This is a genomic window from Streptomyces sp. NBC_00078 (assembly GCF_026343335.1).
Classification (GTDB): domain Bacteria; phylum Actinomycetota; class Actinomycetes; order Streptomycetales; family Streptomycetaceae; genus Streptomyces.
In genome coordinates, this window is record NZ_JAPELX010000001.1 from 3,263,161 (window position 1) to 3,289,694 (window position 26,534).

At 70.2% G+C, this 26,534-nt stretch carries 25 protein-coding genes and 1 pseudogene; 15 read left to right on the forward strand and 11 right to left on the reverse strand.

What is annotated here, in order from left to right:
• Nucleotides 1-3: 3 nt before the first annotated feature.
• Both OOK07_RS15225 and iolC read right to left on the reverse strand, forming a co-directional pair.
• Nucleotides 4-915, reverse strand: coding sequence for a Cgl0159 family (beta/alpha)8-fold protein (locus OOK07_RS15225; protein WP_266680557.1), 912 nt, complete (start codon nt 913-915; stop codon nt 4-6).
• A 56-nt stretch (nt 916-971) separates the two neighbouring features.
• Complete coding sequence (iolC, locus tag OOK07_RS15230; RefSeq protein WP_266680559.1) at nt 972-1,940, reverse strand: 5-dehydro-2-deoxygluconokinase; 969 nt, start codon at nt 1,938-1,940, stop codon at nt 972-974.
• A 123-nt stretch (nt 1,941-2,063) separates the two neighbouring features.
• On the opposite strand from iolC, the gene OOK07_RS15235 reads away from it, so the two are divergent.
• The 3 genes from OOK07_RS15235 (at nt 2,064) to OOK07_RS15245 (ending at nt 4,169) form a co-directional block, all read left to right on the forward strand.
• Nucleotides 2,064-2,981 carry a sugar phosphate isomerase/epimerase family protein gene (locus tag OOK07_RS15235; protein ID WP_266683528.1) on the forward strand — a complete coding sequence of 306 codons (918 nt, stop codon included), beginning with the start codon at nt 2,064-2,066 and terminating at the stop codon, nt 2,979-2,981.
• Between the two features lie 359 nt (nt 2,982-3,340).
• Entirely contained in the window at nt 3,341-3,541 is a 201-nt protein-coding gene (locus OOK07_RS15240; RefSeq protein WP_266680561.1) for a helix-turn-helix transcriptional regulator, read from the forward strand.
• 64 nt (nt 3,542-3,605) lie between these two features.
• Nucleotides 3,606-4,169, forward strand: a complete 564-nt coding sequence (locus tag OOK07_RS15245) for a GNAT family N-acetyltransferase (RefSeq protein ID WP_266680563.1) — start codon at nt 3,606-3,608, stop codon at nt 4,167-4,169.
• Here OOK07_RS15245 and OOK07_RS15250 read toward each other — a convergent pair.
• The gene (locus tag OOK07_RS15250; protein ID WP_266796954.1) at nt 4,150-5,193 is read right to left on the reverse strand and encodes a zinc-dependent alcohol dehydrogenase family protein; all 1,044 of its coding nucleotides are present in this window, start codon (nt 5,191-5,193) and stop codon (nt 4,150-4,152) included. The genes OOK07_RS15245 and OOK07_RS15250 overlap by 20 nt on opposite strands.
• A 207-nt stretch (nt 5,194-5,400) precedes the next feature.
• On the opposite strand from OOK07_RS15250, the gene OOK07_RS15255 reads away from it, so the two are divergent.
• Nucleotides 5,401-5,640, forward strand: coding sequence for a heavy-metal-associated domain-containing protein (locus tag OOK07_RS15255; protein WP_266796955.1), 240 nt, complete (start codon nt 5,401-5,403; stop codon nt 5,638-5,640).
• Nucleotides 5,641-5,660: 20 nt separating this feature from the next.
• Nucleotides 5,661-7,910 carry a heavy metal translocating P-type ATPase gene (locus OOK07_RS15260; protein WP_266796956.1) on the forward strand — a complete coding sequence of 750 codons (2,250 nt, stop codon included), beginning with the start codon at nt 5,661-5,663 and terminating at the stop codon, nt 7,908-7,910.
• Between the two features lie 844 nt (nt 7,911-8,754).
• On the opposite strand, the gene OOK07_RS15265 is transcribed toward OOK07_RS15260, so the two are convergent.
• The 5 genes from OOK07_RS15265 to OOK07_RS15285 form a co-directional block, all read right to left on the reverse strand.
• Entirely contained in the window at nt 8,755-10,044 is a 1,290-nt protein-coding gene (locus OOK07_RS15265; protein WP_266680571.1) for a citrate synthase, read from the reverse strand.
• 288 nt (nt 10,045-10,332) lie between these two features.
• Nucleotides 10,333-12,591, reverse strand: a complete 2,259-nt coding sequence (recD2, locus tag OOK07_RS15270) for an SF1B family DNA helicase RecD2 (RefSeq protein WP_266796957.1) — start codon at nt 12,589-12,591, stop codon at nt 10,333-10,335.
• Nucleotides 12,592-12,665: 74 nt separating this feature from the next.
• A complete protein-coding gene (locus OOK07_RS15275) occupies nt 12,666-12,893 on the reverse strand; it encodes a DUF7848 domain-containing protein (protein WP_266796958.1) in 228 nt (75 codons plus the stop codon).
• Nucleotides 12,890-13,222 (reverse strand): hypothetical protein, encoded by a 333-nt coding sequence (locus OOK07_RS15280; RefSeq protein ID WP_266680577.1) that lies wholly within the window; start codon nt 13,220-13,222, stop codon nt 12,890-12,892. The genes OOK07_RS15275 and OOK07_RS15280 overlap by 4 nt, the downstream gene beginning before the upstream one ends.
• Nucleotides 13,219-13,518, reverse strand: a complete 300-nt coding sequence (locus OOK07_RS15285; RefSeq protein ID WP_266680579.1) for a hypothetical protein — start codon at nt 13,516-13,518, stop codon at nt 13,219-13,221. Before OOK07_RS15285 ends, OOK07_RS15280 begins: the two co-directional genes overlap by 4 nt.
• Nucleotides 13,519-13,697: 179 nt before the next feature.
• Here OOK07_RS15285 and OOK07_RS15290 point away from each other — a divergent pair, with 179 nt between their 5' ends.
• The 10 genes and pseudogenes from OOK07_RS15290 (at nt 13,698) to rbsD (ending at nt 22,904) form a co-directional block, all read left to right on the forward strand.
• Complete coding sequence (locus tag OOK07_RS15290) at nt 13,698-14,453, forward strand: DUF5919 domain-containing protein (protein ID WP_266796959.1); 756 nt, start codon at nt 13,698-13,700, stop codon at nt 14,451-14,453.
• On the forward strand, nt 14,446-14,913 hold the full coding sequence (locus OOK07_RS15295; RefSeq protein ID WP_266680583.1) for an NUDIX domain-containing protein: 468 nt from the start codon (nt 14,446-14,448) through the stop codon (nt 14,911-14,913). The genes OOK07_RS15290 and OOK07_RS15295 overlap by 8 nt, the downstream gene beginning before the upstream one ends.
• 90 nt (nt 14,914-15,003) lie before the next feature.
• A pseudogene (locus OOK07_RS15300) lies at nt 15,004-15,323 on the forward strand (ATP-binding protein); the annotation flags it as partial.
• A complete protein-coding gene (locus OOK07_RS15305; RefSeq protein ID WP_266796960.1) occupies nt 15,323-15,568 on the forward strand; it encodes a hypothetical protein in 246 nt (81 codons plus the stop codon). The pseudogene OOK07_RS15300 and the gene OOK07_RS15305, both read left to right, overlap by 1 nt.
• Nucleotides 15,569-15,669: 101 nt before the next feature.
• Nucleotides 15,670-16,569: an MBL fold metallo-hydrolase gene (locus OOK07_RS15310; protein WP_266796961.1), complete on the forward strand. Its 900-nt coding sequence runs from the start codon at nt 15,670-15,672 to the stop codon at nt 16,567-16,569.
• A gap of 282 nt (nt 16,570-16,851) precedes the next feature.
• Nucleotides 16,852-17,889, forward strand: coding sequence for a LacI family DNA-binding transcriptional regulator (locus tag OOK07_RS15315; protein WP_266680587.1), 1,038 nt, complete (start codon nt 16,852-16,854; stop codon nt 17,887-17,889).
• Nucleotides 17,886-19,421: a sugar ABC transporter ATP-binding protein gene (locus OOK07_RS15320; protein WP_266796962.1), complete on the forward strand. Its 1,536-nt coding sequence runs from the start codon at nt 17,886-17,888 to the stop codon at nt 19,419-19,421. Before OOK07_RS15315 ends, OOK07_RS15320 begins: the two co-directional genes overlap by 4 nt.
• A complete protein-coding gene (locus tag OOK07_RS15325; RefSeq protein ID WP_266796963.1) occupies nt 19,411-21,360 on the forward strand; it encodes an ABC transporter permease/substrate-binding protein in 1,950 nt (649 codons plus the stop codon). The genes OOK07_RS15320 and OOK07_RS15325 overlap by 11 nt, the downstream gene beginning before the upstream one ends.
• 138 nt (nt 21,361-21,498) lie before the next feature.
• On the forward strand, nt 21,499-22,518 hold the full coding sequence (locus OOK07_RS15330; protein WP_266796964.1) for a ribokinase: 1,020 nt from the start codon (nt 21,499-21,501) through the stop codon (nt 22,516-22,518).
• Nucleotides 22,515-22,904, forward strand: coding sequence for a D-ribose pyranase (gene rbsD / locus OOK07_RS15335; protein WP_266796965.1), 390 nt, complete (start codon nt 22,515-22,517; stop codon nt 22,902-22,904). The genes OOK07_RS15330 and rbsD overlap by 4 nt, the downstream gene beginning before the upstream one ends.
• Before the next feature lie 239 nt (nt 22,905-23,143).
• Here the strand turns inward: rbsD and OOK07_RS15340 are convergent, their stop codons facing one another.
• Genes OOK07_RS15340 through OOK07_RS15350 form a run of 3 tightly spaced genes read right to left on the reverse strand, consistent with a single transcriptional unit; the run spans nt 23,144 to nt 26,282 of the window.
• Nucleotides 23,144-23,941, reverse strand: coding sequence for a sugar phosphate isomerase/epimerase family protein (locus tag OOK07_RS15340; RefSeq protein ID WP_266801954.1), 798 nt, complete (start codon nt 23,939-23,941; stop codon nt 23,144-23,146).
• 35 nt (nt 23,942-23,976) lie between these two features.
• The gene (locus tag OOK07_RS15345) at nt 23,977-25,128 is read right to left on the reverse strand and encodes a dihydrodipicolinate synthase family protein (RefSeq protein WP_266680599.1); all 1,152 of its coding nucleotides are present in this window, start codon (nt 25,126-25,128) and stop codon (nt 23,977-23,979) included.
• Entirely contained in the window at nt 25,125-26,282 is a 1,158-nt protein-coding gene (locus OOK07_RS15350) for a Gfo/Idh/MocA family protein (protein ID WP_266796966.1), read from the reverse strand. The genes OOK07_RS15345 and OOK07_RS15350 overlap by 4 nt, the downstream gene beginning before the upstream one ends.
• Between the last annotated feature and the right edge of the window lie 252 nt (nt 26,283-26,534).

The following is a 26,534-nucleotide window of genomic DNA, read 5'->3' on the forward strand; positions in this document are numbered from 1 at the left end:
TCCTCACAACAGTCCGACGGCGGTGTCGACGGCGGCGGCCACGTCGCCGTCCGCCGGGTACAGCAGCGAACGCCCGACCACCAGGCCTCGCACGGTGGGGAGTTGGAGGGCGCCGCGCCACTTCTCGTACGCGCCGTCCTGATCGTCGCCGACCTCGCCGCCCAGCAGCACGGCGGGCAGCGTCGACGTCGCCATGACCTCGGCCATGTCGTCGGGGTTCTCGGTGACCGGGAGCTTGAGCCAGGTGTAGGCGGAGGTGCCGCCGAGGCCCGAGGCGATCGCGATGGACTTGGTGACGGCCTCGGCGGACAGGTCGTTCCTCAGCCTGCCCTCGTCGGTACGGCGGCTGATGAACGGCTCCACGAAGACCGGAAGCCGGCGCGCCGCCATGTCGTCCACGGCGCGGGCGGTCGACTCCAGCGTGGTGAGGGAGCCGGGGTCGTCGTAGTCGATGCGCAGGAGCAGCTTGCCGGCGTCGAAGCCCAGGCGCTGGATGTCCTCGGGGCGATGGCCGGTGAACCGGTCGTCGAGTTCGAACCGGGCGCCCTGAAGGCCTCCGCGGTTCATCGAGCCCATGACGACCTTGCCGTCGAGGGCGCCGAGGAGGAGCAGGTCGTCGAGGATGTCGGCGGTGGCGAGGACGCCGTCGACGCCGGGGCGGGAGAGGGCAAGACAGAGGCGTTCGAGCAGGTCGGCACGGTTGGCCATGGCGAGTGGGCGGTCGCCGACGCCGAGCGCGCCGCGTGCCGGGTGGTCGGCGGCGACGATCATCAGCCGGCCGGAGTCCCCGAGGAGCGGTCTGCGGGTACGACGGGCGGCGGCCTCGGCGACGGCCTCGGGCTGCTGGGCGCGCAGGCGGACCAGTTCACCGACGTCGACCTGCCGTGGCGTGGCCGCTCTCGGGGTCACGGTCATGCCCAGGCAGCCCGTGCCCCCCGTCTCGTCGTCGGCCCCGCGGACCCGGCCCGCCCTCACAGCACCGCTCCGGCCTCGATGGCGGCCTCGATCTCGCCGGTGGTCGGCATGGCGGACGAGCACTCCAGGCGGGAGGCGACGATCGCGCCGGCCGCGTTGGCGTGCCGCATGATCGTCTCCAGGTCGTGGCCCTCCAGCAGTCCGTGGCACAGGGAGCCGCCGAAGGCGTCACCGGCGCCGAGACCGTTGAGGACGGTCACCGGCAGGGGCGGGACCTCGGCCGACTCGCCCTTGCTGTTGACGGCGAGGACGCCCTTGGGGCCCTGCTTGACGACGGCGAGTTCGACACCCGCGTCCAGCAACGCCTCGGCGGCGGCCCGCGGTTCACGCACCCCGGTGGCGACCTCCACCTCGTCGAGGTTGCCGACCGCGACGGTGGTGTGGCGCAGGGCCTCCTGGTAGAAGGGGCGGGCGGAGGCGGCCGGATCGCGCCCGGCCGTCTCCTTCCAGAACATGGGGCGCCAGTCGAGGTCGAAGACCGTCGTGCCGGCCTTGGCGCGGTGGGCGAGGGCCGCGAGCGTCGCCGTACGGCTGGGTTCCTCGCTCAGGCCGGTGCCGGTGACCCAGAAGACACGGGCGTCGTGGATGGCGTCGAGATCCAGCTCGTGGGCGTCGATCTCCAGGTCGGGGGCCTTGGGCCGGCGGTAGAAGTAGAGCGGGAAGTCGTCCGGCGGGAAGACCTCGCAGAAGGTGACCGGGGTGGGCAGGCCCGGGACCGGGGTGACCCAGCGGTCGTCGACGCCGAAGCCCTGGAGGGCCTCGTGGAGGTAGGCGCCGAAGGGGTCGTCGCCGGTGCGCGTGATCACCGCCGTACGGCGTCCGAGGCGGGCCGCGGCGACCGCCACGTTCGTCGCCGAGCCGCCGAGGAACTTGCCGAAGCTCGTCACCTGCGGCAGCGGGACGCCGGTCTGGAGCGGATACAGGTCCACTCCGATCCGCCCCATGGTGATCAGGTCGTACGCCATCGGCATCCCTTCGTCACGGCTCTCCCGCGTTTTTAGACCCCCACACCGAGCCCTGTCAATGTTTTGTCCAGACATACGGACGACAGCTTGACAGCGCTTGCTGTCGCCCGGAAGCTGACCGCCATGACGTCCTTGCCGCCTCAGTCCTCACTGTCCCGCATCCGCGTCGGATCGGCGCCCGACTCCTGGGGCGTCTGGTTCCCGGACGACCCGCGGCAGGTCCCCTGGCAGCGTTTCCTCGACGAGGTCGCGCAGTCCGGCTACGAGTGGATCGAGCTGGGTCCGTACGGGTACCTGCCGACCGACCCCGCGGTGCTCACCGAGGAGACGGCCCGCCGCGGCCTGAAGGTGTCGGCCGGCACGGTGTTCACGGGCCTGCACCACGGCGAGGCGGTGTGGGAGAAGACCTGGGCCCACGTGGCCGACAACGCGGTACTCGCCCAGGCCATGGGTGCGTCTCATCTGGTGGTCATCCCGTCCTTCTGGCGGGACGACAAGACCGGCGAGGTGCTGGAGCCGGACACCCTGACGCCCGAGCAGTGGCGCAACCTGACCTCGCTGACGGAACGGCTGGGGCGGGAGGTGCGGGAGCGGTACGGGCTGCAGATCGTCGTCCACCCGCATGCCGACACGCACGTCGACAGCGAGGAGAACGTCGTCCGGTTCCTGGACGGGACGGATTCCGACCTGGTCTCGCTGTGCCTGGACACGGGGCACTACGCGTACTGCGGCGGCGACAGCGTCAAGCTGATCGAGACCTACGGGGAGCGGATCGGGTATCTGCACCTCAAGCAGGTGGATCCGGAGATCCTGGCGGAGGTGCGGGCGGGCCAGGTTCCGTTCGGTCCGGCTGTCGCGCGCGGTGTGATGTGTGAACCGCCGGCCGGGGTGCCCGCGTTGGGTCCGGTGCTGGAGGCGGCGCAGAAGCTGGACGTGGATCTGTTCGCCATCGTGGAGCAGGACATGTACCCGTGCGAGCCGGACGTTCCGCTGCCCATCGCGCAGCGGACGCGGGCGTTCCTTCGGTCCTGCGGGGCGTAGCCCGTCGGGACGGGGAGGGGCGGCGGGGCACCGGTGGGCCGGGCCCGGCGACGCGGGAGCCCCCGGGCCTGAGCGAAGTCGGCAGCCCGGGAAAGGGCGCGGCCCACCTCCCCGGTGTCAACGCGACGCGCCTTGGAGCCCGCGCACGCCGTTGCACCACTCGTGTCACAAAAGTCCCCTCCGTGTCACCCATGTCCCGTGTACGCGGGACTTGTGTCACACGCGGCCCACAGGCCCTGCCCTCCCTTCACGCTCCGTCGTTGACGGGGGCACAGGATCTGTGATCGCCAGCGCAGCGCCCGGCTCCCCCGACGGCCGCCCCCGGCCGCCCCCGCGGCGCGCGCAGGGAGGTGCTACCCATGACCGACCGAAGGCTGTGGTCGTACAAGGAGATCGCGGCGCACATCAAGGTGCAGCCGGACACCGTGCGGTCCTACCGCAAGCACGGGCTGCTGCCGCAGCCCGACCACGTCGAGGGCGGAAAGCCCTTCTGGTACGCGGACACGGTCCGGGCATGGGTCGCCTCCAGGCCCGGAAACCGCGGCCGAAGAGAGGACTGACCTGCCGCGGTGTCCCCCCGGAAAACCACCTGTGCCCCACCGCGCTGTGGGGCACGGTTGTTCCATGAGCTTCTCCGTCAAGCCCGTTCTCACGGGGGCCAGGACCGTACTGCGGCCGTTCACCGAGGCCGACGCCGACGTCATGCGGGAGATCATGGAGGACCCGGACGTCCTCCGCTTCACCGGCGAGCCCTCGCGTGAACTCACCTTGGAGCACCTGCGGTCCTGGTACGGCTCCCGGGCCGCGCAGCCCGACCGCCTCGACCTCGCCGTCACCGACCGCGCCACCGGCGAACTCGTCGGCGAGGTCGTCCTGTACGAATGGGACCCGCGGGCCCTCAGCTGTACGTTCCGCACCCTGATCGGCCCGCGCGGCCGGGACCGCGGGCTCGGAACCGAGGCCACGCGGCTCGTCGTCGGCCATGCCTTCGGACAACTCGGCCTGCACCGGATCCAGTTGGAGGCGTACGGCCACAACCACCGGGCCCTGCGCGTGTACGAGAAGGCAGGGTTCGTGGTGGAGGGGATCCGGCGGGACGCCGAGTTGCGCGACGGCGAGTGGGTCGACGAGGTGATCATGGGCATCCTCGACCGTGACTGGGCCGCCCTCAGCTCCACGGCTCGATGACCGTCACCCCGGCTCCCGGCGCAGTCCCCATCGCCGCCAGTGCCGCCGGTGTGGCGTCCAGGGTGATGTGTGAGGTCACCAGGAGGTCGGGCCGCAGCACGCCGGCCCTCACCAGCTCCAGCATCGGCGGGTAGGTGTGCGCCGCCATGCCGTGGCTGCCGAGGAGTTCGAGCTCCAGGGCGATCGCGCGGGCCATCGGGACGGGGGTCGTGCCGGAGGGTGAGGGGAGCAGACCGACCTGGACGTGGCGGCCGCGGCGACGCAGGCCGTTCACGGAGGCGGCGCAGGTGAGCGGCGAGCCCAGGGCGTCGAGGGACACCTGGGCGCCACCCCCGGTCAGCTCACGGACCGCCGCGGCCGTGTCCGTGGCGGCCGACCCGTCCACGCACTCCGCCGCGCCGAACTTCCGCGCCAGGTCCAGGGCCCCGGGCGATACGTCCACCGCGACCACCCGCGCCCCCGAGGCCGCCGCGATCATCACCGCGGACAGGCCCACGCCTCCGCAGCCGTGCACCGCGACCCACTCCCCCGCCGCCACCCGGCCCTGCTGCACGACCGCTCGGAACGCGGTGGCGAACCGGCAGCCCAACGCCGCCGCCGTGGCGTACGACAGTTCCTCGGGCACGGCGACGAGGTTCACGTCGGCGTGGTCCAGCGCCACGTACTGCGCGTACGAACCCCAGTGCGTGAAGCCGGGCTGCGTCTGACGCTCGCACACCTGCTGGTCGCCGGCCGCACATGCCGCGCAGCCGCCGCAGGCGCACACGAAGGGGACGGTCACCCGGTCGCCGGGGCGCCAGTTGCGCACGCCGGGGCCGACCGCCTCCACCACACCGGCGAGTTCATGTCCGGGAACGTGCGGGAGGGCGATGTCCGGGTCGTGGCCCTGCCAGCCGTGCCAGTCGCTGCGGCACAGTCCGGTGGCCTCGACCTTCACGACGACCCCGTGCCCGGCGGGCCGAGGGTCTGTCACGCCACGCACCTCGGCCGGCTCCCCGTACTGCTCGAACACCACTGCCCGCATGTGCGCTCCCGTCCCCGTCCGCGGCTACGGGTACATCCTGGCCGGTCCCGCCGGTTCCGCGCGCCCCTGCCGGGGCGTTCACCGTCGGCAACGCGGACGTCACCACGGCCCGGACGTGATGGAAAAATACCCCCTAGGGGTATAGCCTGGAGAGTGGAAGGCCCCCGTGGGCCCTTCAGCCCCACACGCCTCGACGAGGAGAACGACATGACCACCCAGACCGACACCCCGGGTACCGTCACCGCCGTCTACAAGGTAAGCGGGATGAGCTGCGGACACTGCGAGGGTTCCGTCTCCGGTGAGATCCTGGGGCTTCCCGGCGTCAGCTCGGTGACGGCCGTCGCCGCGTCCGGTGAGGTCACCGTCGTCTCCAGCGCCCCCCTCGACGAGGCCGCCGTGCGCGCGGCGGTGGACGAGGCGGGCTTCGAACTCGTCGGCCAGGTCTGACCGGAAGCCGGGTACCCGAGATGGCCAGCACCACCACAGAGACACCGGCACCGATACCCACGGCAGCGGACGCCTCCGAGGTCGAGCTGCTCATCGGCGGGATGACCTGCGCCTCCTGCGCGGCGCGCGTCGAGAAGAAGCTCAACCGCATGGACGGCGTCACGGCCACGGTGAACTACGCGACGGAGAAGGCGAAGATCACCCACTCCGCGGGCATCCAGGTCGCCGACCTGATCGCCACCGTGGTGAAGACGGGCTACACGGCCGAGGAGCCACCCCCGCCCCGGCCGGAGCCCGCCGAGCAGGACACGCCGGAAGACGCCGAACCGGCCTCCTACCGCCGCCGCTTCACCGTCTCAGCCCTGCTCGCGCTCCCCGTCGTACTGCTGTCGATGATCCCGGCCCTGCAGTTCGACGACTGGCAGTGGTTGGCGCTCGCCCTCGCCGCGCCGGTCGTCGTGTGGGGCGGGCTGCCCTTCCACCGGGCGGCCTGGACGAACGCCCGGCACGGCGCGGCCACCATGGACACGCTGGTCTCGGTCGGCACGCTGGCCGCGTTCGGCTGGTCGCTGTGGGCGCTGTTCCTCGGCGACGCGGGCGTGCCCGGCATGCACGACGAGTTCAGGTTCACCGTCACCCGCACCGACGGCGCCTCCACGATCTATCTGGAGGTCGCCGCCGGTGTCGTCGCCTTCATCCTGCTGGGCCGCTATCTGGAGGCCCGCTCCAAGCGGCGTGCGGGAGCGGCTCTCAGGGCGCTGATGGAGCTGGGCGCCAAGGACGTGTCCGTGCTGCGCGGGGGCCGTGAGATCCGCATCCCCGTGTCCCGGCTGGCCGCCGGGGACCACTTCGTCGTACGGCCCGGGGAGAAGATCGCGACCGACGGCACCGTCGTCGAGGGCGCGTCCGCCGTGGACGCCTCGATGTTGACCGGCGAGTCGGTGCCGGTGGACGTGGGCACGGGCGACGCCGTCACCGGGGCCACGGTCAACGCCGGGGGCCGGCTCGTCGTCGAGGCCACGCGCGTGGGCGCCGACACCCAGCTCGCGCGGATGGCGAAGCTGGTGGAGGAAGCGCAGAACGGCAAGGCGGAGGTGCAGCGGCTCGCCGACCGGATCTCGGCGGTCTTCGTGCCCGTCGTCATGCTGATCGCGGTCGCCACGTTCGGCGCGTGGCTCGGCGTCACGGGCGACACGGTCGCCGCGTTCACCGCTGCCGTCGCGGTCCTGATCATCGCCTGCCCGTGCGCGCTGGGCCTGGCCACGCCGACCGCGCTGATGGTCGGCACGGGGCGCGGCGCGCAGCTCGGCATCCTCATCAAGGGCCCGGAGGTCCTGGAGTCCACGCGCCGCGTCGACACGGTCGTACTCGACAAGACCGGGACGGTCACCACCGGCCGGATGACCCTCCACGAGGTCTACGTCGCCGCCGGCGCCGACGAGACGGAGGTGCTGCGGCTCGCGGGCGCCGTCGAGCACGCCTCCGAGCATCCCGTCGCCCGCGCGGTCGCCCTGGGCGCCGAGGAGCGGGTCGGACGGCTCCCGGAGGTCGAGGCGTTCGAGAACGTGCCCGGGCGTGGCGTACGCGGGCGGGTGGAGGGCCGTGAGGTGGCCGTGGGGCGGCTCTTCGAGCGCCTGCCGGAGGAGTTGGCCCGCGCGAAGGACGAGGCCGAGAGGGGCGGTCGTACGGCCGTCGTGGTCGGCTGGGACGGAGTGGCACGCGGTGTCGTCGCCGTCGCCGACGCGATCAAGCAGACCAGTGCGGAGGCAGTGCGTGAGCTGCGCGCGCTGGGGCTCACACCGGTGCTGCTGACCGGGGACAACCGCGCGGTGGCCGAGGCCGTGGCACACGCCGTCGGCATCGAGCAGGTGATCGCGGAGGTCCTGCCCGAGGAGAAGGTGGAAGCCGTACGAAGGCTGCAGCGCGAGGGCCGCAGCGTCGCCATGGTCGGCGACGGGGTCAACGACGCGGCCGCGCTGGCCACCGCCGATCTGGGGCTGGCGATGGGCACCGGGACCGACGCGGCGATCGAGGCGGGCGATCTGACGCTGGTGCGCGGGGATCTGCGGGTGGCGGCGGACGCGATCCGGCTGTCCCGCAGGACGCTGTCCACGATCAAGGGCAACCTCGCGTGGGCCTTCGTATACAACGTGGCCGCGCTGCCGCTGGCCGCCGCCGGGCTGCTGAACCCTATGATCGCCGGGGCCGCGATGGCCTTCTCGTCGGTTTTCGTGGTGACCAACAGCCTTCGGCTGCGGACGTTCCGCTGAACCGCGGAGAAGTTACCGCCGGTTAGGCGAAGTCGAGGTGAAAGCGCCCTTGGAGTCCGGGGCCAGGCTCACATAAGCTCTTCACAAGGCTCGCGCATCATCCTTACGCTTGGGCCCCGATCGGCATATCGGGGCTCTTGCGTATCTAACGGACATATGCAAGAGACGCAGATCACAGTGATGTGAACGTAACCATCGAAGGGGTACGAAGGTCTAAGTTGACGATGTCAGGCAGCGTCTTGGGGGGCGTTTCCTGGCATCTGAGGATGTCTTGGGGGACTTCCTCAGAGGTGCGTTGCCGGGGCACGTACACCGGGGAGCTTGAGCGGCCCTCCCGAGCGTGCGCTGTCCCGGCAGACCGCACACCCATGAGTGCGGCGAGTTTTGCTCATTCTGCTCAACGCTCGCCGTATTCGACAGCGATCAGGCGCTGTTCTCACAGACGCCCGGCCGGATCCCGTGGGGGGAATCCGCACCGGGACATGGGAAGGCGCCCTGGACGTCGGCCCGTGGGGGGACCGCCGCCAGGGCGCCTTCTTCTTTTGCGTTTCCGAGTTTTGCGTTGCCGAGACTGCGCGCCTTCGCCTGCGCACTGGGCACTGGGCACTGGCGACAGGACCCACCTGACGCACCGGAGTTAAACGACCGCACCCACCCGGCGCACCGGGCCCGCGCGACCGCACCCACCCGAGGGGCGCGGGAAACTGCGCACCCCACCACGACGGGCCGGCACCCGCCCAGGACGGGAACCACCCACCCCTATAGGCGCAGGGCCCTTCCGCCCAAAGGACGGAAGGGCCCTGAACTCACGCTCGCGAAAGACGCCGCCGAACCGCCGGAGGCGTCAGCGCTCCTCGACCGGCACGAAGTCGCGCTCGACGACACCCGTGTAGATCTGGCGCGGGCGGCCGATACGGGAGCCGGGCTCCTTGATCATCTCGTGCCACTGGGCGATCCAGCCCGGGAGGCGGCCGAGGGCGAAGAGGACCGTGAACATCTCGGTCGGGAAGCCCATGGCGCGGTAGATCAGGCCGGTGTAGAAGTCGACGTTCGGGTAGAGGTTGCGCGAGACGAAGTAGTCGTCGGAGAGCGCGTGCTCCTCCAGCTTGAGCGCGATGTCCAGCAGCTCGTCGGACTTGCCGAGCGCGGAGAGGACGTCGTGCGCGGCGGCCTTGATGATCTTCGCGCGCGGGTCGAAGGACTTGTACACCCGGTGGCCGAAGCCCATCAGGCGGACGCCGTCCTCCTTGTTCTTCACCTTGCGGATGAAGGAGTCGACGTCGCCGCCGTTGGCCTGGATACCCTCGAGCATCTCCAGCACGGACTGGTTGGCGCCGCCGTGCAGCGGCCCCCACAGGGCGTTGATGCCGGCCGAGATCGACGCGAACATGTTCGCCTGCGACGAGCCGACCAGACGGACCGTGGACGTCGAACAGTTCTGCTCGTGGTCCGCGTGCAGGATCAGCAGCTTGTCGAGGGCCGCGACCACGACCGGGTCGAGGTCGTACTCCTGCGCCGGGACCGAGAAGGTCATGCGCAGGAAGTTCTCGACGTAACCGAGGTCGTTGCGCGGGTAGACGAACGGGTGGCCGATCGACTTCTTGTACGCGTACGCCGCGATCGTCGGAAGCTTGGCGAGCAGGCGGATCGTCGAGAGGTTGCGCTGCTTCTCGTCGAAGGGGTTGTGGCTGTCCTGGTAGAACGTGGACAGCGCCGAGACGACCGACGACAGCATGGCCATCGGGTGGGCGTCACGCGGGAAGCCCTTGTAGAAGTTCTTGACGTCCTCGTGCAGCAGGGTGTGCTGCGTGATGTCGTTCTTGAACGCGGAGAGCTCGTCGACGCTCGGAAGCTCGCCGTTGATCAGCAGGTAGGCGACCTCCAGGAACGTGGAGCGCTCCGCCAGCTGTTCGATGGGGTATCCGCGGTACCGGAGGATGCCCGCCTCGCCGTCGAGGTAGGTGACGGCGGATTTATAGGCGGCGGTGTTGCCGTAACCGCTGTCCAGCGTCACCAGACCGGTCTGGGCGCGGAGCTTCCCGATGTCGAAGCCCTTGTCGCCGACGGTGCTGTCGATCACCGGGTAGGTGTACTCGCCGTCGCCGTACCGCAGTACTACAGAGTTGTCGCTCACGTCTTCCCTCACCGACGTAGTGCCTCATCTTCGAGGTTGCCCTGACTGTCTCTACCATCCCCCAATTGGCTCAGGAGAGTGCACTCGGGGTCGACCATCGGGCCTATTGGCGGCACTGAGTGCCGCCAACTTGCTCATCCTGCCCCCTTGTTTACCCATCCGGAAGTGCTCTGTGACCTTCGCGACTCATTTGATCGATCATTTCTTGTGATGCCTGTCTCAAAGGGGCCCACAGGGGTCGCGAGAGCCCTCACGGCAGCCCGGGAGCCGCACAGCGGTCCGCGAGCCTCACAGAGGTCTGGGAGAGAGCCGGAAGTCGAGTGCCGTGCAGCGTCGCCCCGCCGACACCGTGCGCACCGCCTGGCCAATCGCCTTGCGGGAACCGACGAGGACGACCAGCTTCTTGGCCCGGGTGACCGCCGTGTAGAGCAGGTTGCGCTGAAGCATCATCCAGGCGCTGGTGGTGACCGGGATCACCACGGCCGGATATTCACTTCCCTGCGAGCGGTGGATGGTCACCGCGTACGCGTGAGCCAGTTCGTCCAGTTCGTCGAATTCGTACACAACCTCCTCGTCCTCGTCGGTCAGCACCGTCAGGCGCTGGTCAACCGGGTCGAGCGAGGTGACAACGCCGACGGTGCCGTTGAAGACACCGTTCTTGCCCTTCTCGTAATTGTTGCGAATCTGGGTGACCTTGTCGCCGACACGGAAGACCCGGCCGCCGAACCGCTTCTCGGGCACGTCGGGGCGGCCGGGGGTGATGGCCTGCTGGAGCAGGCCGTTGAGGTTGCCGGCGCCGGCCGGGCCACGGTGCATGGGCGCGAGAACCTGGACGTCCCGGCGCGGGTCGAGGCCGAACTTGGCCGGAATCCGACGGGCCGCCACGTCCACGGTGAGCCGACCGGCCTCCTCCGTGTCGTCCTCGACGAAGAGGAAGAAGTCCTTCATGCCGTCGGTGACCGGCTGGTGCCCGGAGTTGATCCGGTGCGCGTTGGTGACCACGCCGGACTGCTGGGCCTGCCGGAACACGCGCGTGAGACGCACGGCGGGGATGGGACCGCCGTCGGCGAGGAGGTCGCGCAGGACCTCTCCCGCGCCGACGGACGGAAGCTGGTCGACGTCTCCGACGAAGAGGAGATGAGCGCCGGGCGGTACCGCTTTCACCAGCTTGTTGGCGAGCAGCAGGTCCAGCATGGAGGCCTCGTCGACCACGACCAGGTCGGCCTCCAGCGGCCGGTCCTTGTCGTAGGCCGCGTCGCCGCCGGGCTTCAGCTCCAGCAGGCGGTGGACGGTGGAGGCCTCGGCGCCGGTGAGCTCGGCCAGGCGCTTGGCCGCGCGGCCGGTCGGGGCCGCCAGGACCACCCTGGCCTTCCTGGCGCGGGCCAGCTCCACGATCGAACGGACCGTGAAGGACTTGCCGCAGCCGGGGCCGCCGGTCAGCACGGCGACCTTCTTGGTCAACGCGAGCTTGACCGCGGCCTCCTGCTCGGGCGCGAGGTCGGTGCCGGTGCGGGTCCTGAGCCAGCCGAGCGCCTTGTCCCAGGCCACGTCACGGAAGCCGGGCATCCGGTCCTCGTCCGTGCGCAGGAGGCGCAACAGCTGGGCGGAGAGGGAGAGTTCGGCACGGTGGAAGGGCACGAGGTAGACGGCGGTGACGGGTGGGCCGCCGTCCGGACCGGGCACCTTCTCCCGTACGACACCGGGGTCCTCGCCCTCCTCGGGCGGCTCGGCCAGCTCGGCGAGGCACTCGATGACGAGCCCGGTGTCGACCTGCAGCAGCTTCACCGCGTCCGCGATCAGCCGCTCCTCCGGGAGATAGCAGTTGCCCTGGTCGGTGGCCTGCGACAGCGCGTACTGCAGGCCAGCCTTCACGCGCTCCGGGCTGTCGTGCGGGATACCGACGGACTGGGCGATCTTGTCGGCGGTGAGGAAGCCGATGCCCCAGACGTCGGACGCGAGCCGGTACGGCTGGTTCTTGACGACCGAGATCGAGGCGTCGCCGTACTTCTTGTAGATGCGCACGGCGATGGAGGTGGACACCTCGACGGTCTGGAGGAAGAGCATGACCTCCTTGATCGCCTTCTGCTCCTCCCAGGCCTCGGTGATCTTCTTGGTGCGCTTGGGGCCGAGACCGGGCACCTCGATGAGCCGCTTGGGCTCCTCCTCGATGATCTGCAGGGTGTCCAGACCGAAGTGCTGGGTGATGCGGTCGGCGAAGACGGGGCCGATGCCCTTGACCAGCCCCGAGCCGAGGTAGCGGCGGATGCCCTGGACGGTGGCCGGCAGCATGGTCGTGTAGTTCTCCACCGTGAACTGCTTGCCGTACTGCGGGTGGGACCCCCAGCGTCCCTCCATCCGCAGGGCCTCGCCGACCTGGGCGCCGAGCAGCGCGCCGACGACCGTGAGGAGGTCGCCGGCGCCTCTGCCGGTGTCGACCCGGGCGACCGTGTAGCCGTTGTCCTCATTGGCGTACGTGATGCGCTCCAGCACGCCTTCGAGCACGGCGAGCTGCCGTTCACCCGTGGGGTTCCCCGCCTGTTGAGCCATGATCCGACGGTACCGGCCAGGTGTGACAGTGGGAGGCTGCCACCGAGTGCTCGCCGTCGCTCAGCGGGCCGGGGTCACTCGTCCCGCGTGACGCGGGCGTGGTCGGTCACGACCCGGCGGAAGAGGTCATGACCCGTGCGGCCGGTATGCCGCAGGCACCAGTCCTGAGCCGTTTCCTGGTCTTCTTGCGGGCCGGACGTCTCGGCACAACCGAATCCCGCGCAGAACGCCTCGAAGGTGACTCCACCGTCCGGCACGTGCCGGATCGTGTGGGGCACGAAGCGCAGCACGGCGCGGCTCATGCGGACACCTCATCGGACCGTGCGGGAACGTCGTCCTCGTCGGCGTCGGGCACCGGCATGCGCGCGCCCCGGCTCTCGGCGATCCGGTGCACGTCGCGCAGCGCCTCACTCATTCGCGCGAGCACGAAGCGGAGCTGATCCGGTGTGGCCTTGCGGTCGGCGAGCATGTCGGCCGCGTGGTCCAGGAGTTCGCCCGCCATGCCGAGCTGCACGCTCTCGATGTTGTCGGCAAGGCGGGAGAGGTAGCCGTTCCCGTCGCCATGGAGGAAGCACGGGTTGCCCTCCGGAGTCGACCACGGCAACAGGCGCGCCATCTGCGTCGTGCTCATCGGGCCGTCACCTCCACGCCGTGGATCACGCGTGGGCCGATGTCGACGCCGTGCACGGCCAGCCACAGGACGCGCCGCCGTGCCCGCTGTCGTCGTTCCTCCTGACGCCGCTCGTGCGCGACCAGGTACGGGCGCACCAGACCGATGTCCTCACCCCGCAGCGCGGGGACGCGAGGAAGGCGCACGGGCACGGTGTCCTGCCGGGCGGTGGACGGCTCGGGGGACCGGCGGCGCCCCGAAGCCGGTAGCAGGAGCCGCAACAGCGACTCGACGAAGCGGGCGATACCTTGGCTCATGTCGGCCTGCTTTCTCAGGTTGGCCATGCCCCCGGGCCGGTCGCACGGTCGCGGGGGTCTGTATGTCACTCACCCACCACACTTCCGCCTCTGATGGTGCGTTCCTACTTCGTTCCGTGACCGTTAGGCACGGAGTAGGCCTACCGTGCAAAGCGTGCCTAACGTCCCAGGGGGTAACCGTGAACGAACCGCTACGCCGTGCCATGCTCCAAGCCCGGATGACAGACCGTCAGTTGGCTGAGAGGTGTGACGTCGACATCAAGACCATCGGCCGGTGGATCACCGAGGCGGGACGGGTCCCCCGCGCCCGTCACCGGTGGGCCGTCTGCGAAGCACTCGGAGAGGACGAGGCGGTGTTATGGCCAGCAGTTGCAAAGAAGGCGATCAAGGTCGGTCCGGACCGTGAGGTCGTTTCGGTCTATCCCTACCGGTCAGGCTGTCCGGCCTCCCTGTGGCGCTCATTGATCACCAAGGCTGAGCAAGAGCTGACCTTCGCGGGTTACACCAACTACTTCCTATGGCTTGAACAGGCCCGATTCGGTACCGCGTTGCGGCGGAAAGCCGCCCAGGGATGCCGAGTTCGGTTTCTCCTCGGTGACCCTGACAGCGATCTCACGCGGTCGCGTGAGCAGGATGAAGACGTTGCGCTCACTCTGTCCACCCGTATCCGTGTGACGCTTGCCGAACTGGAGAAGATCAGAAGCCAGCCTCGCATCGACGCGAGGTACAGCGACGGACACGCCCACCTGTCCGTGTTCCGCTTCGATGACGACATGATCGTTACGCCCTTGCTTACGCACCGAGTTGGGCACGATGCCCCCACGCTGCATCTGCGCCGTCACCAGGACGACGGCATGTTTGATCGCTTCGCGTCACACGTCGAGGAACTGTGGAACCGGGGCACTCCGGTATGGGAAAGGGAAGGCAATGGGTAGGCGCGATTACGAGGACGACGCCAACGCCCCGGCAGCGAACAGCCTGGTTCCCGCCGCCTCCACCGTCGTCGTCGACGACTCCGGGCGCATCCTGCTCCAGCGCCGTCGCGACAACGGTATGTGGGCCCTTCCCGGAGGCGCCATGCATATCGGAGAGTCGCTGCCGGACTGCGCCATCCGGGAGACCCGCGAAGAGACCGGATTCGACGTCGAGATCGTCGGCATCGTCGGCACGTACACCAGCCCCCGTCATGTCTTTGCCTACGACGACGGCGAAGTGCGGCAGGAGTTCTCCGTCTGCTTCCTCGCGCGACCGGTGGCCGGGCACCTGGCAGTGTCCGAGGAATCCACGGATGTCCGCTGGTTCCAGCCCGCAGAAGTCGACTCGCTTCCGATGGTCCCCAGCATCCGCAAGCGCGTGAACGACTGGCGCGACGGCAACATGCCCGCAGCCCGGTAGCGGGAAGAGGCGGCAACCCGGCACACCCCTCCTGACCTGCACCGACTGCGATTCCCCAGAGCGTACTTCCGCAAGTGGCTTGCGAGCTGCACCAACGCCGTACGGCACATCAAGGGGCCGGCAGCCCTGCGGGTGCGCTGGGCGTCTGGAGTACTGCGGATCGGGGCGCGGCCCCGGGATCCCGAACCGCAGCCGCCGCCGCGGTCGTTGGAGCAGCTTGCCGAGGCGGAAGAGGGCGGGGACTGGTGCTGGTGCGGGCCTGTTCCGACGTATGGGGCTGGCATCCGCTGTCGAGACACGGCAACCGGGGCAATACGTGCGGTGCTAACTCGCGGCGGCGTAGCTCGTTGATCAGCACGTCGACTCCTGCCTGGCCGACCCCCAGGCAAAGCAGATGTGGAGGGACCTGATGACGGCAATCCAGTACTTCTGGCGACACCCGCTCGCGGAACAGGTACGCGAGGAAGGGCGGGAACAGGGCCGGGCCGAGGCCAAGGCCGAGATGGTTCTCCACATCCTGGAGTGGCGCGAGCTTCCCGTGCCCGATGCCGTGCGCGAGCGTATCCAGTCCTGCACGGATCTGAATCAGCTGGAGACCTGGGCGCAGCGGGCCATGCACGTCAAGGAACCGGCGGAGATGTTCGCCACGGAGTGAGCGGGGCCGGGGGGTAAAACCGCAGGAGAGCAGCGCGGTGCCGTAAGCGCCAGATCCGGCCCCCCTTCCGCTTTCCGTGAGGCCCGGGATACCTCTGGAGCATGAGCGAAGTCATGGGAGCCGAACTGCCCACGCCCGCCTGGCACATCGACGGGCGCTGCACCAACTGCGATGTCGCCCGGCAGCTCGCCCCGGGGCTGATCGGTGAGGCCGACGGCCGTTCGGTCATCCTCCGCGAGCCGCAAGGCCCGGACGAGACAGGGCAGTTGTACGCCGCCGCGCACGCCTGCCCCACTCGGGCCGTCCGTCCGCCGACCGGACAGCTGGAGGCGGACCGGGACCCCTTCCCGCTGGCCCTCGACGACACCGTGCGGTTGTGCGGGCACAACTCCCGGCACACGGCGGGGGCCAACTCCTACCTGCTGCACCGCCCCGACGGCACCACGATGATGGTCGACACCCCGCGCTGGAGCCCGGCGCTGGCGGCCCGCCACGAGGCGCTGGCCCCCGTCACCGACGTCCTGCTCACCCACCGCGACCATGCCGCACACGGCCGCCGTTACGCCGACCGCTTCGGCGCCCGGCTCTGGATCCACGAGGGCGATCTCGACGCCGCCCCGGACGCCGACCGCGTGCTCCGCGGCACCGACCCGACGGTGATCTCCGACGGTGTGATCGCCTTCCCCCTGCCCGGCCACACCCGAGGCAGCGTGCTCTACGTGGCCGACGAGCGGTACTGCTTCAGCGGCGACAGCTTCTACTGGTCCCGTACGACGGCGGACATCGAGGTGGTCGACAGCGTCACCTGGTACTCGATCGAAGCACTCGCCGACTCCCTGACCCGGACCGTCGACCGACTGCGTTTCGAGTGGCTGCTGCCGGGCCACGGAGACCGGCGAAAGCTCCCCGGTGACGAGATGGCCCGGCGCATGCGCGAGCTGGCGTCCCGTACCCGTCGGCTTCGGCCCCGGCCGGTGGACTTCAGCGCGGTGCGCTGGTGAGGCGTCGTTCTCGTCCTTGCGGAAACTCCGGCTCGTCCTTGCGGAAACTCCGGCGCCCTCGCGGGCCGCTGACCATCCGCGCTGCCATGTGACCGCGGACCTCAGCGACCACGGCGGCCACGGCGGCCATTGATACGCCGACCCCTGATCGACGCCGCCCCCTCATCACGATCGCAGTCACGATCACGATCTGGTCTCGGGGGCTTGCGCAACATACTTGTAATCGATTCCAATCCTCCGTACACGTCGATGTAATCGATTCCACGAGGAGGTGGAGCGGCGATGGCGAGCATCAAGGACGTCGCTGCCGAGGCGGGGGTCTCCGTCGCCACGGTGTCGCGCGTCCTGAACGACCATCCGTCGGTCAGCGCGGACGCACGCACGCGCGTACTGGCCGCCGTCGAGGCGCTGGGCTACCGCCCGAACGCCGTCGCCCGTTCCCTGCGCACCGACCAGACCCACACCCTCGGCCTGGTCATCAGCGACGTGATGAACCCGTACTTCACCGAGCTGGCCCGCTCCGTCGAGGAGGAGGCCCGCGCGCTCGGCTACAGCGTCATCATCGGGAACGCCGACGAGCGGCCCGACCTTCAGGACCACCACGTACGGAACCTGCTGGACCGCCGTATCGACGGACTGCTGGTCTCCCCCACCGACGGCAGCTCGCCGCTGATGCTGGACGCGGCGCGCGCGGGGACGCCCATGGTGTTCGTCGACCGGTGGATCCCGGGCGTCGACGTGCCGGTGGTGCGGGCGGACGGGCAGGCCGCCGTACGGGACCTCGTCGCGCATCTGCACGGGCTGGGGCATCGCAGGCTCGCGATCATCGCGGGGCCCGCCGCCACCACGACCGGGCGGGAGCGTGTGGAGGCCTTCCGGGACGCGCTCGCCGCGTACGGACTCGGACTCCCCGACGCCTACATCGGGCAGGGCGACTTCCAGGCCGAGAGCGGGCGGCGGGTCACCGAGGGGTTCCTGGACCTTCCGCAGCCGCCCGAGGTCGTGTTCGCCGCCGACAACCTGATGGCGCTGGGCGCCCTGGACGCCGTACGCGCGCGTGGGTTGTCCGTTCCGGAGGATCTCGCGCTCGCCGCGTTCGACGACATCCCGTGGTTCGTGCACACCGATCCGCCGATCACCGCGATCGCCCAGCCCACCGGCGAGCTGGGCAGGGCCGCCGTACGGGCCCTGGTCGACCGCATCGAGGGACGGACCCCGCAGTCCGTCACCCTCCCCGCCCGTCTCGTCGTACGCCGCTCGTGCGGCGAGCCACCGGCCTCCGCACAGCCGTCCCCCGCAACGAACAGGAGCCAGTCGTGAGCAACCCGGACGAGTTGCTGCGCATCGAGGGCATACGGAAGAGCTTCCCCGGAGTCGTCGCGCTGGACGGCGTCGACTTCGACCTGCGCCGCGGCGAGGTGCATGTGCTCCTCGGCGAGAACGGCGCGGGCAAGAGCACGCTCATCAAGATGCTGTCAGGTGCGTACACGCCCGAGGCCGGCCGGATTCTGGCCGGCGGCGAGGAGGTGCGCATCCACGGTGCGCAGGACTCCGAGCGGCTCGGGATCGCCACCATCTACCAGGAGTTCAACCTCGTACCCGATCTGACGGTCGCCGAGAACATCTTTCTGGGGCGGCAGCCGCGCCGCTTCGGGATGATCGACCGGAAGAGGATGGAGGCCGACGCCGAGGTCCTCCTCGCGCGCGTGGGCGTGAACGTGTCGCCACGCGCGCGTGTGCGCGAACTCGGCATCGCGCGCCTGCAGATGGTCGAGATCGCGAAGGCGCTGAGTCTGAACGCGCGCGTACTGATCATGGACGAGCCGACCGCCGTGCTCACCTCGGAAGAGGTCGAGAAGCTGTTCTCCATCGTGCGGTCACTGCGCGAGGACGGCGTCGGCATCGTCTTCATCACGCATCACCTGGACGAGATCGCCGCCCTGGGAGACCGGGTGACGGTCATCCGTGACGGCAGGTCCGTCGGGCAGGTCCCCGCCTCCACGCCCGAGGACGAGCTCGTACGCCTGATGGTGGGCCGCTCGATCGAGCAGCAGTACCCGCGCGAACGGGCCGACGCCGGCGCCGCGTTGCTCACCGTCGAGGGCCTGACCCGCGACGGTGTCTTCCACGACGTCAGCTTCGAGGTGCACGCCGGCGAGGTCGTCGGCATCGCCGGGCTCGTCGGAGCGGGCCGTACGGAGGTCGTACGGGCCGTGTTCGGCGCGGATCCGTACGACAAGGGGGCCGTGAAGGTCGCCGGGGCGCGTCTGAAGGGGCATGACGTCAGCGCCGCCATGGCGGCCGGCATCGGACTCGTGCCCGAGGACCGCAAGGGCCAGGGGCTGGTCCTGGACGCGTCCGTCGAGGAGAACCTCGGCCTGGTGACCATGCGGGCCGCCACGCGCGGGGGCCTCGTGGATCTGCGGGCCCAGCACGAGTCGGCCGCCCGGATCGCCGGGCAGCTCGGCGTGCGGATGGCCGGACTCGGCCAGGACGTACGGACGTTGTCCGGCGGCAACCAGCAGAAGGTCGTCATCGGCAAGTGGCTCCTCGCCGACACCAAGGTGCTGATCCTCGACGAGCCGACGCGCGGCATCGACGTCGGCGCCAAGGTCGAGATCTACCAGCTCGTCAACGAACTCACCGCGGCCGGCGCCGCCGTACTCATGATCTCCAGTGATCTGCCCGAGGTGCTCGGCATGAGCGACCGGGTGCTGGTGATGGCGCAGGGCCGGATCGCGGGCGAACTCGCGGCCGACGAGGCCACCCAGGACAGCGTGATGGCGCTCGCCGTCAGCAATCCCACCCTCACGAACGAGAAGACCGAAAAGGAAGCCTCCCGTGGCCACTGACACGCTCAAGAGCAGGGCGGGCGCCGGTGGCGCCACGAGCGGCCTGCGACGTCTCCTGCTCGACAACGGCGCGCTCACCGCGCTGATCGTCCTGGTCATCGCCCTGTCGGCGCTGTCCGGCGACTTCCTGACCACGGACAACCTCCTGAACGTGGGCGTCCAGGCGGCCGTGACGGCCGTCCTCGCCTTCGGCGTCACCTTCGTGATCGTCTCGGCGGGCATCGACCTGTCGGTCGGCTCGGTAGCCGCCCTGTCCGCCACCGTCCTCGCCTGGACCGCCACTTCGCACGGCGTACCGGTGGCCCTGGCGGTCGTGCTGTCCGTCGCCACCGGTGTCGCCGCCGGTCTCGTCAACGGTTTCCTGATCTCGTACGGCAAACTGCCGCCGTTCATCGCGACGCTCGCCATGCTCTCGGTGGCCCGCGGTCTGTCGCTGGTGATCTCCGAGGGCTCCCCGATCCCCTTCCCCGCGTCGGTCTCGCACCTCGGCGACACGCTGGGCGGCTGGCTGCCCGTGCCGGTGCTGGTCATGATCGTGATGGGTCTGATCGCCGCGTTCGTGCTGGGCCGGACCTACATCGGCCGCTCCATGTACGCGATCGGCGGCAACGAGGAGGCGGCCCGGCTGTCGGGTCTGCGGGTGAAGAAGCAGAAGCTCGCGATCTACGCCTTCTCCGGCCTGTTCGCGGCGGTCGCGGGCATCGTGCTCGCCTCCCGCCTGTCCTCCGCGCAGCCGCAGGCCGCCGACGGCTACGAGCTGGACGCGATCGCCGCGGTCGTGATCGGCGGAGCCTCACTGGCCGGTGGCACCGGCAAGGCGTCCGGCACCCTGATCGGCGCACTGATCCTGGCAGTGCTGCGCAACGGCCTCAACCTCCTGAACGTCTCCGCCTTCTGGCAGCAGGTCGTCATCGGTGTCGTCATCGCGCTGGCGGTGCTGCTCGACACACTGCGCCGCAAGGCCGGGGCGACGCCGGTGGCCGCCGGCACCGGTGGCAACAAGGGCAAGCAGGCGGGGACGTACGCACTGGCGGCGGTCGTCACCGTTGCGCTCGTCGGCGCGACCTCCTTCCTCCACAACGGCGGGTCGTCCTCCACCACCCCGAAGATGGGCCTGTCCCTGTCCACCCTCAACAACCCGTTCTTCGTGCAGATCCGGGCGGGCGCCCAGGCCGAGGCGAAGAAGCTGGGCGTGGACCTGACCGTCACGGACGCCCAGAACGACGCCTCCCAGCAGGCCAACCAGCTGCAGAACTTCACCAGTTCCGGCCTCGGCGCGATCATCGTCAACCCGGTGGACTCGGACGCGGCGAGCAACTCCGTGAAGGCCGCCGACAAGGCGAAGATCCCGGTCATCGCGGTCGACCGCGGCGTCAACAAGGCGACCGTGGACGCCCTGGTGGCCTCCGACAACGTCAAGGGCGGTGAGCTCGCCGCCAGGACGATCGGCGAGAAGCTGGGCGGCAAGGGCAGGATCGTGATCCTGCAGGGCCAGGCGGGCACCTCCGCGGCCCGTGAGCGCGCCGCGGGCTTCGCGGCCGGGCTCAAGGCCTACCCGGGCATCCAGGTCGTCGCCCAGCAGCCGGCCGACTTCGACCGCACCAAGGGCCTCGACGTGATGTCGAACCTGCTGCAGGCCCACCCGGACGTCCAGGGCGTCATCGCCGCCAACGACGAGATGGCCCTCGGCGCGATCAAGGCCCTCGGTTCGAAGGCCGGAAAGTCGGTCCAGGTCGTCGGCTTCGACGGCACCCCGGACGGGCTGAAGGCGGTCGGATCGGGCACTCTGTACGCATCCGTGGCACAACAGCCCTCGCAGCTGGGCAGGATCGCCGTGGACAACGCGCTGAAGGCCCTGCAGGGCAAGACGGTCGAGGAGACGGTGAAGGTGCCGGTGAAGGTGGTCACGAAGGAGAACGTGGCCGGCTTCAGCGGCTGACGACGGGGAACGGGCGGGCGGTTGTCGTCTCACGGTGACGACCGCCCGCCTCAAGTCATCTCTCAGGGGAGTCGTGTCGGCGTACGACGCGATGTACGTCTCGGTACACGGCTCCATGTACGACGGGGAGTCCTTTTGATGTACGACTACGACCTGCTGGTCGTGGGATCGGCCAACGCCGACCTGGTGATCGGCGTCGAGCGGCGGCCGGGCGCCGGCGAGACGGTACTCGGCTCCGACCTGGCCGTCCACCCGGGCGGCAAGGGCGCGAACCAGGCGGTCGCGGCGGCCCGCCTCGGCGCCCGTACGGCTCTGCTGGCCCGGGTCGGCGACGACTCGTACGGCAGGCTGCTGCTCGACTCGCAGCGGACGGCCGGCGTCGACACGGTGGGCGTACTGGTCGGCGGCGCCCCGACGGGGGTGGCGCTGATCACCGTCGACCCCTCCGGGGACAACAGCATCGTGGTGTCGCCGGGGGCGAACGGAAAGCTCACATCGGCCGACGTGACGGCCGCGGCCTGTCTCTTCCAGGCCTCGCGTGTCGTCTCGACGCAGCTGGAGATCCCGCTGGAGACGGTCGTGGAGGTCGTCCGCAGTCTGACCCCGGACAGCCGTTTCGTCCTCAACCCGTCCCCGCCACAGCCCCTGCCGCCGGAGGTGCTGGCGGCCTGCGACCCGCTGATCGTGAACGAGCACGAGGCGAAGGTCGTCCTCGGCGACACGTGCGTCTCCGACCGCCCCGAGGACTGGGCCCGGCTGCTGCTCGCCAAGGGCCCGCGCTCGGTCGTGGTCACCCTGGGCGCGGAGGGGGCGCTGGTGGCCGACGGACGGGAAGTGACGCGGGTGCCTTCGGTGAAGGTGGACGCGGTCGATACGACGGGTGCGGGCGACGCGTTCACGGCGGCGCTGGCGTTCCGGCTGGGCTCGGGGGCGTCCCTCGCCGAGGCCGCGGCGTACGCGGCCCGCGTCGGGGCGGCCGCCGTCACCAAGGAGGGCGCCCAGGTGTCCTTTCCGACGGCCGAGGAGGCCGAGGCAGTGTGCGGCGGCCTCCCGGAGGACGCCGTGCCTGACGGTGGCTCCGCCGCGGGCCGGACCCCCGGCACGAAAGGCGGGCCGGACGACTCGTCCGGAACTCCTCAGCGGGGTGAGGCGCTGTGAAGAAGGCGGGAATCCTGAACCGTCATCTCTCCGGGGCGCTGGCCGAGCTGGGCCACGGCGACGGAGTGCTGGTGTGCGACGCGGGCATGCCGATACCGGAGGGTCCGAAGGTCGTCGACCTGGCGTTCCGTGCCGGGGTGCCCGCCTTCGAGGAGGTACTGGACGGACTGCTGGCCGAGCTGGTGGTGGAGGGGGCCACGGCGGCGAGGGAGATCCGGGGCGCGAACCCTGCGGCGTCGGCTCTCCTGGACGGCCACTTCCCCACCCTGGGGCTGGTGTCGCACGAGCGGCTCAAGGAGCTGTCGGCGGGGGCACGGCTGGTGGTGCGCACGGGCGAGGCACGACCGTACGCGAACGTGCTCCTGCGGTGCGGGGTCTTCTTCTAGATGCCGGGACAAATTCGAGGGGGCCCGATCCGTCGACCGGGCCCCCTCGGCTTTTCCCCTCCAGCTCAGAACCCCCGCGATCCCCCCAGATCCCCCTCCGAGAAGTCCTGATGCCAAGTACGACCCGCAAGGTGGGCGAAGGGTTGTACGGCTTCTTCAGATTTTTTTCGTCCCGCGTCGCCGGCCGCGTCCGGCCAGGTCAGCAGGTGCCTGGTGCCCCGGCACCAGCGCTCGGATCGTCAGCCGGTGTGCTGGGCGAAGCGTCGGGCCGTCTCCGTCAGGACCTCGCGGCCGTCCCGCGCCCACAGGTCGTCGTTGAACAGCTCGACCTCGATGGGCCCGGTGTAGCCGGCCGCCTCCACGTAGCCCTTCCACTCCCGCATGTCGATCGAGCCGTCGCCGATCTGCCCGCGGCCGGTGAGCACGCCCTCGGGCAGCGGCGTGGTCCAGTCGGCGAGCTGGAAGGAGTGGATACGGCCGCCCGCGCCCGCCCGGGCGATCTGCGCGGGCGCGTTGTCGTCCCACCAGACGTGGTACGTGTCGACGGTGACGCCGACCTGCCGGGCCGGGAAGCGTTCCGCGAGGTCGAGCGCCTGGGCGAGCGTCGAGACCACGCAGCGGTCAGCGGCGTACATCGGGTGCAGTGGCTCGATGGCCAGGCGGACACCGTGCGACTGCGCGTACGGGCCCAGCTCTCCCAGCGCGTCGGCGATGCGCTCCCGGGCGCCGTGCAGGTCCTTGGAGCCGGCCGGCAGCCCGCCGGAGACCAGGACCAGGGTGTCGGTGCCCAGGGTCGCCGCCTCGTCGATCGCACGACGGTTGTCGGCCAGCGCCGCCGCGCGCTCGGCCGGGTCGATCGCCGTGAAGAAGCCTCCGCGGCAGAGGGTGGTGACGGTCAGGCCCGCGTCACGGACCAGCTTGGCCGTCGCATCCAAACCGTACGACTGGACCGGTTCGCGCCACAGGCCCACTCCTGGCACGCCCAACTCCAGGCAGGCGTCGACCAGTTCGGGCATCGCCAGCTGCTTGACGGTCATCTGGTTGATGGAGAAGCGGGAGAGGCCGCCGGTCGTCACTGGGTCACTCCGTAGAGGGCAAGGAGGGTCTTCATCCGGTCCTCGGCCAGTTTCGGGTCGGGGAACAGGCCCAGGCCGTCGGCGAGCTCGTAGGCGCGGGCGAAGTGCGGGAGGGAGCGGGCCGACTGGAGGCCGCCGACCATCGTGAAGTGCGACTGGTGGCCGGCCAGCCAGGCGAGGAAGACCACGCCCGTCTTGTAGAAGCGGGTGGGGGTCTGGAAGAGGTGGCGGGAGAGTTCGACGGTCGGGTCCAGCAGGGCCCGGAAGCCCGCCGCATCACCCGTGTCCAGGACCCGTACCGCCTCCGCGGCCAGCGGGCCCAGCGGGTCGAAGATGCCGAGCAGGGCGTGGCTGAAGCCCTGCTCGTCGCCCGCGATCAGCTCGGGGTAGTTGAAGTCGTCGCCCGTGTAGCAGCGCACGCCCTGCGGGAGCCGGCGGCGGATGTCGATCTCGCGCTGGGCGTCGAGGAGGGAGACCTTGATGCCCTCCACCCTGTCGGGGTGAGCGGCGATGACCTCCAGGAAGGTGTCCGTCGCCGTGTCGAGGTCGCTCGACCCCCAGTAGCCCTCCAGCGCCGGGTCGAACATCGGGCCGAGCCAGTGCAGGACCACCGGCTCGGACGCCTGGCGGAGCAGGTGGCCGTAGACCTCCAGGTAGTCCTCGGGGCCGTTCGCCGCCGCCGCGAGGGCGCGGGACGCCATCACGATGGCCTGCGCGCCGGACTCCTCGACGAGGGCGAGCTGCTCCTCGTAGGCCGCCCGGACCTCCACGAGGGATCCGGCGGCGATCTGGTCGGTGCCGACGCCGCAGGCGATCCGGCCGCCGACCGCCTTGGCCTCGGCGGCGCTGCGCCGGATCAGCTCGGCCGCGCCCGCCCAGTCCAGGCCCATGCCGCGCTGAGCGGTGTCCATCGCCTCGGCGACCCCGAGCCCGTGGGACCACAGGTGGCGGCGGAAGGCGAGGGTGGCGTCCCAGTCGACGGCGGCGGGCGAGTCGGGCGACACGTCCGCGAAGGGGTCCGCGACGACATGCGCCGCCGAGAAGACCGTACGCGAGGTGAAGGGGGAGCCGGTGGTGAGGGCGAGGGGTTCCGGGCGGGGGTCGTATGCCCTGAACCCGCCCTTGAAGTCGGGGAGTTGGATGGTCACAGCGCAATCTCCGGTACGTCGATGCGCAGGCCCTCGGCCGAGGACCTCAGGCCCAGGTCGGCGAGCTGGACGCCGCGGGCGCCGGCGAGGAGGTCCCAGTGGTAGGGGGCGTCGGCGTAGACGTGCTTGAGGAACAGCTCCCACTGGGCCTTGAAGCCGTTGTCGAACTCCTCGTTGTCCGGGATCTCCTGCCACTGGTCGCGGAAGGAGTACGTGGCCGGGATGTCGGGGTTCCAGACCGGCTTGGGGGTCATGGTGCGGTGCTGGACGCGGCAGTTGCGCAGGCCGGCGACCGCGGAGCCCTCGGTGCCGTCGACCTGGAACTCGACGAGTTCGTCGCGGCCCACGCGCACGGCCCAGCTGGAGTTGATCTGGGCGATCGCGCCGCCGTCGAGCTCGAAGATGCCGTAGGCGGCGTCGTCGGCGGTGGCGTCGTAGGGCTTGCCGTTCTCGTCCCAGCGCTGCGGGATGTGGGTGGTGGCGATGGCCTGGACGGACTTCACCCGGCCGAACAGCTCGTGCAGCACGTACTCCCAGTGCGGGAACATGTCGACGACGATGCCGCCGCCGTCCTCCGCGCGGTAGTTCCAGGACGGGCGCTGGGCCGTCTGCCAGTCGCCCTCGAAGACCCAGTAGCCGAACTCGCCACGGATGGACAGGATCCGGCCGAAGAAGCCGCCGTCGATGAGGCGCTTGAGCTTCAGCAGGCCCGGGAGGAAGAGCTTGTCCTGGACGACGCCGTGCTTGATGCCCTTCTCCTGCGCGAGCCGGGCGAGTTCGAGGGCGCCCTCAAGGCCGGTGGCGGTGGGCTTCTCGGTGTAGATGTGCTTGCCCGCCGCGATCGCCTTCTTGATCGCCTCCTCGCGGGCCGAGGTCACCTGGGCGTCGAAGTAGATGTCGACGGTCGGGTCCGCGAGTACCGCGTCCACGTCGGTGGAGATGTTCGCCGGGTCCAGGCCGTGCTGTTCGGCGAGCGCCTTGAGCGCGTGCTCGCGGCGGCCGACCAGGATCGGCTCCGGCCACAGCACGGTGCCGTCACCGAGGTCGAGGCCACCCTGTTCGCGGATGGCCAGGATGGAACGGACCAGGTGCTGGCGGTAGCCCATGCGCCCGGTCACGCCGTTCATGGCGATACGCACCGTCTTGCGTGTCACGTCATTCCCTTCGCAGGCGTCGTACTCGGCTCCCAGGCGTCGTACTCGGCGTCGTACGCGGATGCGCGCGCCGCGTCGGCCCCACTGATGAGCGTCACAGCAAGCGCTTTCTATCTATGGAGAAGCTAGCCTCTGAGCGGTGGTTCAGACAAGACCGTGACCGCTTCGAGTTGTTCGAGGGGACGAACAACTCGGGGTTGTGGCCGTAAGGTCTGGTCGACGTGCTCGGAACCGGGGGGCCTGGGGTCGACC

What these genes read in the sequence shown, in the direction of transcription:
- OOK07_RS15225 (WP_266680557.1), bottom strand. Translation starts at nt 915, where the DNA reads ATGACCGTGACCCCGAGAGCGGCCACGCCACGGCAGGTCGACGTCGGT.
- iolC (WP_266680559.1), bottom strand. Translation starts at nt 1,940, where the DNA reads ATGGCGTACGACCTGATCACCATGGGGCGGATCGGAGTGGACCTGTAT.
- OOK07_RS15235 (WP_266683528.1), top strand. Translation starts at nt 2,064, where the DNA reads ATGACGTCCTTGCCGCCTCAGTCCTCACTGTCCCGCATCCGCGTCGGA.
- OOK07_RS15240 (WP_266680561.1), top strand. Translation starts at nt 3,341, where the DNA reads ATGACCGACCGAAGGCTGTGGTCGTACAAGGAGATCGCGGCGCACATC.
- OOK07_RS15245 (WP_266680563.1), top strand. Translation starts at nt 3,606, where the DNA reads ATGAGCTTCTCCGTCAAGCCCGTTCTCACGGGGGCCAGGACCGTACTG.
- OOK07_RS15250 (WP_266796954.1), bottom strand. Translation starts at nt 5,193, where the DNA reads ATGCGGGCAGTGGTGTTCGAGCAGTACGGGGAGCCGGCCGAGGTGCGT.
- OOK07_RS15255 (WP_266796955.1), top strand. Translation starts at nt 5,401, where the DNA reads ATGACCACCCAGACCGACACCCCGGGTACCGTCACCGCCGTCTACAAG.
- OOK07_RS15260 (WP_266796956.1), top strand. Translation starts at nt 5,661, where the DNA reads ATGGCCAGCACCACCACAGAGACACCGGCACCGATACCCACGGCAGCG.
- recD2 (WP_266796957.1), bottom strand. Translation starts at nt 12,591, where the DNA reads ATGGCTCAACAGGCGGGGAACCCCACGGGTGAACGGCAGCTCGCCGTG.
- OOK07_RS15275 (WP_266796958.1), bottom strand. Translation starts at nt 12,893, where the DNA reads ATGAGCCGCGCCGTGCTGCGCTTCGTGCCCCACACGATCCGGCACGTG.
- OOK07_RS15280 (WP_266680577.1), bottom strand. Translation starts at nt 13,222, where the DNA reads ATGAGCACGACGCAGATGGCGCGCCTGTTGCCGTGGTCGACTCCGGAG.
- OOK07_RS15285 (WP_266680579.1), bottom strand. Translation starts at nt 13,518, where the DNA reads ATGAGCCAAGGTATCGCCCGCTTCGTCGAGTCGCTGTTGCGGCTCCTG.
- OOK07_RS15295 (WP_266680583.1), top strand. Translation starts at nt 14,446, where the DNA reads ATGGGTAGGCGCGATTACGAGGACGACGCCAACGCCCCGGCAGCGAAC.
- OOK07_RS15305 (WP_266796960.1), top strand. Translation starts at nt 15,323, where the DNA reads ATGACGGCAATCCAGTACTTCTGGCGACACCCGCTCGCGGAACAGGTA.
- OOK07_RS15310 (WP_266796961.1), top strand. Translation starts at nt 15,670, where the DNA reads ATGAGCGAAGTCATGGGAGCCGAACTGCCCACGCCCGCCTGGCACATC.
- OOK07_RS15315 (WP_266680587.1), top strand. Translation starts at nt 16,852, where the DNA reads ATGGCGAGCATCAAGGACGTCGCTGCCGAGGCGGGGGTCTCCGTCGCC.
- OOK07_RS15330 (WP_266796964.1), top strand. Translation starts at nt 21,499, where the DNA reads ATGTACGACTACGACCTGCTGGTCGTGGGATCGGCCAACGCCGACCTG.
- OOK07_RS15340 (WP_266801954.1), bottom strand. Translation starts at nt 23,941, where the DNA reads ATGACCGTCAAGCAGCTGGCGATGCCCGAACTGGTCGACGCCTGCCTG.